This window comes from Palleronia caenipelagi (genome assembly GCF_007004065.1).
Lineage (GTDB): Bacteria > Pseudomonadota > Alphaproteobacteria > Rhodobacterales > Rhodobacteraceae > Palleronia > Palleronia caenipelagi.
Genome location: NZ_VFSV01000010.1, coordinates 126,793 through 133,606 on the forward strand (window position 1 = coordinate 126,793; position 6,814 = coordinate 133,606).

At 60.3% G+C, this 6,814-nt stretch carries 7 protein-coding genes; 4 read left to right on the top strand and 3 right to left on the bottom strand.

Going from position 1 to position 6,814, the window contains the following annotated elements; all coding sequences use genetic code 11:
• Positions 1-227 precede the first annotated feature (227 nt).
• Positions 228-1,535 (top strand): glycosyltransferase, encoded by a 1,308-nt coding sequence (locus FEV53_RS08340; protein WP_185962145.1) that lies wholly within the window; start codon positions 228-230, stop codon positions 1,533-1,535.
• On the opposite strand, the gene FEV53_RS08345 is transcribed toward FEV53_RS08340, so the two are convergent.
• Positions 1,501-2,172 carry a GntR family transcriptional regulator gene (locus tag FEV53_RS08345; RefSeq protein ID WP_142834349.1) on the bottom strand — a complete coding sequence of 224 codons (672 nt, stop codon included), beginning with the start codon at positions 2,170-2,172 and terminating at the stop codon, positions 1,501-1,503. The genes FEV53_RS08340 and FEV53_RS08345 overlap by 35 nt on opposite strands.
• Before the next feature lie 59 nt (positions 2,173-2,231).
• On the opposite strand from FEV53_RS08345, the gene FEV53_RS08350 reads away from it, so the two are divergent.
• Together FEV53_RS08350 and FEV53_RS08355 are read left to right on the top strand one after the other, a co-directional pair.
• Positions 2,232-2,906: a pyrimidine 5'-nucleotidase gene (locus FEV53_RS08350; RefSeq protein ID WP_142834350.1), complete on the top strand. Its 675-nt coding sequence runs from the start codon at positions 2,232-2,234 to the stop codon at positions 2,904-2,906.
• A gap of 5 nt (positions 2,907-2,911) precedes the next feature.
• Positions 2,912-4,102 (top strand): FAD-dependent monooxygenase, encoded by a 1,191-nt coding sequence (locus tag FEV53_RS08355; protein WP_142834351.1) that lies wholly within the window; start codon positions 2,912-2,914, stop codon positions 4,100-4,102.
• A gap of 3 nt (positions 4,103-4,105) precedes the next feature.
• On the opposite strand, the gene FEV53_RS08360 is transcribed toward FEV53_RS08355, so the two are convergent.
• Both FEV53_RS08360 and FEV53_RS08365 read right to left on the bottom strand, forming a co-directional pair.
• Complete coding sequence (locus tag FEV53_RS08360) at positions 4,106-4,561, bottom strand: Lrp/AsnC family transcriptional regulator (RefSeq protein WP_142834352.1); 456 nt, start codon at positions 4,559-4,561, stop codon at positions 4,106-4,108.
• A complete protein-coding gene (locus FEV53_RS08365) occupies positions 4,558-5,013 on the bottom strand; it encodes an Lrp/AsnC family transcriptional regulator (protein WP_142834353.1) in 456 nt (151 codons plus the stop codon). Before FEV53_RS08365 ends, FEV53_RS08360 begins: the two co-directional genes overlap by 4 nt.
• 130 nt (positions 5,014-5,143) lie before the next feature.
• Between FEV53_RS08365 and ilvC the strand changes: the two genes are divergently transcribed.
• The gene (ilvC, locus tag FEV53_RS08370; protein WP_142834354.1) at positions 5,144-6,166 is read left to right on the top strand and encodes a ketol-acid reductoisomerase; all 1,023 of its coding nucleotides are present in this window, start codon (positions 5,144-5,146) and stop codon (positions 6,164-6,166) included.
• Positions 6,167-6,814 lie beyond the last annotated feature (648 nt).

The window sequence follows — 6,814 nt, forward strand, 5'->3', positions numbered from 1 at the left end:
CACCTGTCGGCACGGCGTCGGGCGCACTCTCTCCTATGGAGCGCGAACGTTTAATCGAGGTTCTCGGACCTGTTCATCCGGTTAAGTTGAGACGAAGGGAGATCGAGCGTCTTTTGGTCGATCACGCGGGTCCGCCTCTCATCCGAAGAGCGGAATCGAGAGTTGCCGATCCTCTGAGCTGCCGGAGTACCTCAGGGCGCTCTTCGGTCTGGGTTCTTTTGGTGGGGATGTTGGTATTCGTTGCTGTCGCAGCGATCTTTGACTCTTCGAAAACGCTGATAGGGCTGTTCGTCTTGGCAGCGCTTTTGTCCTTCTTGAATAATGGCTTGTCAGTCCTTGCACTGTCTCTGGGTATACACAGGTCGGCGACGTTGGCACAAATTCCCAAATTACCTGCGGAGGCTCTGCCGGTCATCACCCTGCTGGTTCCGCTGTATCGGGAGGAGCGAATTGCCTCTGAATTGCTTCTCAGGCTGGAACGAATCGACTACCCGCGCGACCGGCTCGAAATCAGGCTGATCGTCGAGGCGAGTGACTGGCAGACTCAGGACATGCTCTCCGGCGCTCATTTGCCAGATTGGGTCCGAACCGTGTTTGTTCCCCCCGGGACGATCCAGACGAAGCCTCGTGCGCTGAATTTGGCTTTGGATTTCAGTTCCGGAACCATTGTTGGGATCTACGATGCCGAGGATGCGCCGGCACCCGACCAATTACAGAAGGTGGCCGCAGCCTTCGATCAGTGCGGCGCGCACGTGGCCTGCCTGCAGGGGAAGCTGAACTTTTATAATAGCCGCTCAAACTGGCTGACCCGGTGCTTTGCCATCGACTACGCGCTGTGGTTCACGATGATTATGCCGACCTTGAGGCGCATCGGCTGGCCTGTCCCTCTAGGAGGAACGACGGTATTTTTCCGCCGCGCAGCACTTGAGGCGGTTGGTGCTTGGGATGCGCATAACGTCACAGAGGATGCAGATCTGGGCATTCGGCTGGCGCGTAAAGGCTATGTCACCGAACTGATCGACACGACTACTCTCGAAGAAGCGACTGTGTCGCTTGGCGCTTGGATGCGACAGCGGTCGCGTTGGCAGAAAGGCTATACGCAAACCCTTATCACGCATCTGCGCTACCCCCGAGATCTCCTGAACGATCTGGGTATCTGGGGCGCGTTAGGGATGCTGGTGCTGTTGGCAGGGAGCTTGCTGGGGGCGTTCTTCGGGCCTTTGCTCTGGTCCCTGTGGCTGATTTTCATAGCGATACCGCACCCGTTGACACCGTTTCTCGCAAGTCCGGGGGGGCACTGGCTGGCAGTCCTTTTTGGGGTAAACCTCATCCTGAGCTGGACCGCCATGGGCGTCGCCGTCACACGCATGGATCGGCCTGATCTCCTGAGCTGGGTGCCGACGACGATGCTGTATTTTCCACTGATGACAGGGTCACTGGTCAAGGCGATCTATGAGATTTTCCGGCGGCCTTTCCACTGGGATAAAACGGACCATGGCGTCAGCGAAGCTGACGCTCTTTGCCCTCCGACATGATGTCGTTCTCAGCGTCAGCGGCGAGTCGGGTTTCGTAGGCGCGAGAGATATGCAGGGACAGGGCAGCGCGGGCGGCTTTCTCGTCACGTTGTTCAAGAGCTGACACGATTCGGTCATGCTCCGCCAGAGCGTCCACTTCGCGCCCCTCAACCGCGAGCGAGGTCGTCGCGAGGAGCGCCATGGAGCGGTGGACCAGATCGAGCTGTTGGACGAGGAATTTATTGTGGGACGCCAGATGGATCTGTTTATGAAATCGGCGGTTGGATCGACTGAGTGCCTGCGGATCCCCAAGCCGCCCCTGATCCGTCGCGACCATCCGCCGGAGCACGCGCAGCTCTTCGCTGGTGGCGTGACGAGCCGCCAGCTCGGCGGCCAGTCCTTCAAGCTCGCTCCGGACGACGTAAAGCTCGGCCATCTGATTGTGATCGAGCGACGCGACAATCAGGCTGCGGCCATCCCGATGCAGGAGAGACTGAGTTTCCAGCCGTTGCAAAGCCTCGCGAATCGGTGTGCGGGAAACACCAAATCGCTCGGCGAGTTCGTTCTCCACGAGCCGGTCGCCGGGTCGATAGATCCCTGCATCGATGGCTTCGAGCACCAGACTATACGCGTCCGTGGGTGGTTTCAGATCGGCCATACGCGTCCCCCTCCGGAAGCAGCATAGACAGGCGGGAGATGGAGCGCTAGGCCGCTGCTATGGACGATTTCAACGGGATCCGCACTTGGATCTTCGACTTAGATCACACGCTTTATCCCCACGATGCCGAGCTGCTGGTCCGGATCGGGGCGCGGATGACGGACTGGATGTGCCGCGAGCTGCGTCTCGATCGGCCCGAGGCGGATCGGCTGCGATATCAGTACTGGCAGACCCATGGCACTACCCTGAGCGGTCTCATGGTCGAACATGATGTCGCTCCCGAAGCCTTTCTCGCTGAGGTTCATGACGTGCCCCTCGACGGGATCGGGCCGGATCCCGCGCTCGCTGCACGGATCCGGGCGTTACCGGGACGGCGGATCGTGCACACCAACTCCACGAGCAGCTATGCGTATCGAGTGCTCGATGTACTCGGTCTCGACCGGGTGTTCGATGCGGTCTACGGGATCGATCAGACGGGCTTTTACTCGAAACCTCATCCTATTGCTCATGACGCGGTGACTGGTCTGGACGGTCATGCGGCAGAGACAGCGGTGATGTTCGAGGACACTGCCGACAATCTTCGTGTGCCCCATGCCCGCGGGATGCGCACGGTTCTGGTCGCGCCCGAGCCTGCGGTTGCGCCCCATGTGCACCACCATACGGACGATCTGGCAGGCTTTCTGTCGCAGATCGTCGATCCGACCTTTCGTCCCTCGACGGAACAGCTACCGTGAGCGCCATGGCAGACACAGATATCTTCATCTCGGGCGCCGGCATTGCCGGCATGGTACTGGCGGCGGTGATGGCGAGCCGGGGGCGATCGGTTGTGATCTGTGATCCGAGCCCTCCACCCAAGACGATGGACGCTGACGGGTCCGACCTGCGCTGCACCGCTTATCTCGCCCCGTCCGTCGAATTGATGGACGGGGCGGGCCTCTGGGCGCCGCTTGAGCCCCACGCGACCCCGCTCGAAGCGCTCCGGGTCCGTGACTCCGAGGGCTGGCCGCCGGTGGAGACGGCGCAACGGACCTTCCTGCCCGGTGATCTCGGCTTGTCGGCCTTTGGGCAAAACGTTGTGAACTGGGAGGCACGCCTGCATATCTGCGAGGCGCTGGCCGGGATGCCGAATATGGATTTGCGGCTGGGCACCGGTTTCCGGAACATGGTGGCGCGTGACACCGATGTGACAGTGACGCTCAGCGATGGCAGTCGCTTTACCGCAGGGCTTGTGGTTGGAGCGGACGGGCGCGATTCGGCGGTTCGCGAAGCGCTGGGAATCGGAGTGAAGCGGCTGACCTATCGCCAGCGCGCGCTGGCCTTTGCCTGCACCCACGAACTGCCCCATGATCGCATCTCGACCGAGACTTATAACTCCGGCGGTGCCTTCGTGACCGTGCCGCTCCCGGATCAGGATGGCCAGCCGGCTTCGTCTATCGTGTGGATGGACCGGGGGTCGCGGATCCGGGAACTGGTGGCCATGGAAGAGGACGCCTTCAACGCTGCGCTGACCAATCGGGCGCTGCACGGGCTTGGTCAGATGCGCCGAATCACGCCGCTCGCGCCGTGGCCTATTGTAACCCAGACGGCTGACCGGCTGATCGACCGCCGCGTGGCTCTGGTTGCCGAAGCGGCCCATGTCATGCCGCCCATCGGCGCGCAGGGGCTGAACACCTCTCTGGCTGATATCCGGGCGCTGGCTGACGCAATTGGCGATGGCGACCCCGGCGATCCGGCGTCACTGGAGCGGTACGCCACCAGCCGGGCTCGAGACATTCATCTGCGCAGCCGGACGATCGACCTTTATAACCGGCTTTGCCGTTCCGACGCGGCGCCGTTGCGCAAGGCGCGGCAGGTCGGACTGAAGGCGATGCATGATCTCGCACCCTTGCGGCGAAAGATCATGCAGGCCGGGATGGGCGGCAGTCTCTGAGCGTCAGATCGGTCCCGGTCGCCGTTCTTCGCTCAAGAGTACATTGGCTTCCACATTACCCACCCCCGGCAGGGTGAGTATTCGTCGCCGCAAGACCCGCTCAAAATCGGCGATATCCCGGGCAACCACGCGTAGCCGGTAGTCATAAAGGCCGAGCACATGTTCGACCGTCTGGACTTCGGGAATGGCGGTGATCGCCCTCTCGAAACTCTCGAGATCAACGCGTCCTCTCGCTGCGAGCTTCACGCCAAGAAACACCCTTACGCCAAAGCCGAGCGCGGGCAGATCGAGTTCCAACCTCTTACCGGCGAGGATGCCCGCGTCCTGCAAGCGCCGTATCCGCCGCCACGCCATGGGCTGGGAGATTCCGAGCTGCGTCCCGAGAGTCGCGCTGCTTTGGGTGGCGTCCGCGAACAGGGCGCGCAGAATTTTCCGGTCGATATCGTCAAGGGCGGTCACAGCGGCACCTTTTCATCCGCTTTCAGCGTCGCGACCTGCATCAAAGCCTCAATATCCGCGATATGGGGCAGGGGGAGGATGCGGCTGCGATAGAGTCGGTGGTAATCTGCCAGATCCCGGGCGATGACGCTGAGCCGTACATCCACACGCCCGAGGAATGTCTGGATCTCGATCACCTCAGGCACCTCACGCGCCGCCTCGATAAAGCTGTCGAGAGCGCGGGGATCAGTCTTGTCGAGGGTGAAACGAAGGGACACCGCGACCTCGTAGCCCAGCTTCGTCCAGTCGATTCGGGCGTGTTGGCCGCGCAGGATACCTTCGCGCCGCAGCCGGTCCATGCGCCTCGCGGCCAGTTGCGGACTCACGCCGGCGCGCCCGGCGAGTGCCGAAGTGGTGGCTTCGGGGTCGTTCTGGAGTTGCCGTACCAGGCGGCGATCTACATCATCGAGCATGAAATACATCAGTAAGCGTCATATTATGAATAGTTATCACCAATAGCTTTGAAAAAATAGATTTTTCATAGCTGCATATCCTGAGATCCGAGGATATTGTGCGCGGCAGTGATATTCACAGGAGAGACCGATGCGCGTCTATTACGACCAGGATTGTGACATCAATCTGATCAAGGACAAGAAAGTGGCCATCCTCGGCTACGGTTCACAAGGCCACGCTCACGCCCTGAACCTGCGGGACAGCGGCGCCAAGAACATTGCCGTCGCCCTGCGTGACGGTTCTCCGAGCCGTGCCAAGGCCGAAGGTGAAGGCCTGCAGGTCATGGGCATCGAGGAAGCCGCCGCCTGGTGTGATGTGATCATGTTCACCATGCCCGACGAGCTTCAGGCCGAGGTCTACCGCAAGCACGTGCATGACCACCTGAAGGAAGGCGCTGCGATTGCCTTCGCCCACGGTCTCAATGTGCATTTCGGCCTGATCGAGCCGAAGCCTGGCGTTGATGTTATCATGATGGCGCCCAAGGGCCCTGGCCACACCGTGCGCGGCGAATACCAGAAGGGCGGCGGTGTGCCCTGCCTCGTAGCTGTCCATCAGGACGCCACCGGCAAAGCCATGGATATCGGCCTGTCTTACTGCTCCGCCATCGGGGGCGGCCGTTCCGGCATCATCGAGACGAACTTCCGTCAGGAATGTGAAACCGACCTGTTCGGCGAGCAGGCTGTGCTCTGCGGTGGTCTGGTCGAGCTGATCCGGATGGGCTTCGAGACCCTGGTCGAGGCGGGTTATGAGCCCGAGATGGCCTATTTCGAATGCCTTCACGAGGTGAAACTCATCGTGGATCTGATCTACGAAGGCGGCATCGCCAACATGAACTACTCGATCTCCAACACTGCGGAGTATGGTGAATACGTCTCCGGTCCGCGCGTGCTGCCCTATGACGAGACCAAGGCCCGCATGAAGGCGGTGCTGACCGACATTCAGAACGGCAAGTTCGTCCGCGACTTTATGCAGGAAAACGCCGTGGGTCAGCCCATGTTCAAGGCGACCCGTCGCCTGAACGACGAGCACCAGATCGAGCAGGTAGGCGAAAAGCTCCGGGCGATGATGCCGTGGATCTCCAAGGGCAAGATGGTGGACAAGTCCCGCAACTAAGCGAGACCATCAGTCTGATGACAGACCCCGTCCAGGAAACCGGGCGGGGTCTTTCTGTTTCGGTGTGTCGATTGGCCGTTTCACTCTGCTGGACCGACTCGGGTCAAAGGTCGCATTCAACGATTTCGACCCGGATTGCGGTGTGTTTTCCCGTTTTGATGGACAAAGCGCTCTTGCCCGCTCCTATTGAGCGAGACGTGGAACCGGTTGGTATCGTGACGACCGTTGCAGGGTAGCAAAGTTTGTCACGATCGGCGGGTTAAAACTTGCTGGATTGTGCGCATTTGGAGTGATCATCTTCAAAATAATTATGAAATCCGCTTTTCTGCATTTTTGGTTCATTTTCATGTTGCGGCGTCTTCATGGTACACTTAGAAGCCCTTTCACCGGCGGCGCTGAGGCGCGGTTGGGGGGGTCGCTGAGGCGACGCTGACACGGGGCGGTTAACTTTCGGGTTGACGATGGTCTTGAGTTGGTGTTTATGAGGCGGTCTGACATCGGGACATTATGAGGCGGGCGCGCCGTTAGTTTAGGGCGCATCTGTTGAGTTTTGTGTCGGTAGCTCTTTGAAATTGCGAGTATCTGAAGAGATATGCGGGCGGTTCTGGTCATTCGACTGACGGACGTTTGCATATCGGCCTTCTAGCC

What these genes read in the sequence shown, in the direction of transcription:
- FEV53_RS08355 (WP_142834351.1), top strand. Translation starts at nt 2,912, where the DNA reads ATGGCAGACACAGATATCTTCATCTCGGGCGCCGGCATTGCCGGCATG.
- FEV53_RS08365 (WP_142834353.1), bottom strand. Translation starts at nt 5,013, where the DNA reads ATGCTCGATGATGTAGATCGCCGCCTGGTACGGCAACTCCAGAACGAC.
- FEV53_RS08345 (WP_142834349.1), bottom strand. Translation starts at nt 2,172, where the DNA reads ATGGCCGATCTGAAACCACCCACGGACGCGTATAGTCTGGTGCTCGAA.
- FEV53_RS08340 (WP_185962145.1), top strand. Translation starts at nt 228, where the DNA reads ATGTTGGTATTCGTTGCTGTCGCAGCGATCTTTGACTCTTCGAAAACG.
- ilvC (WP_142834354.1), top strand. Translation starts at nt 5,144, where the DNA reads ATGCGCGTCTATTACGACCAGGATTGTGACATCAATCTGATCAAGGAC.
- FEV53_RS08350 (WP_142834350.1), top strand. Translation starts at nt 2,232, where the DNA reads ATGGACGATTTCAACGGGATCCGCACTTGGATCTTCGACTTAGATCAC.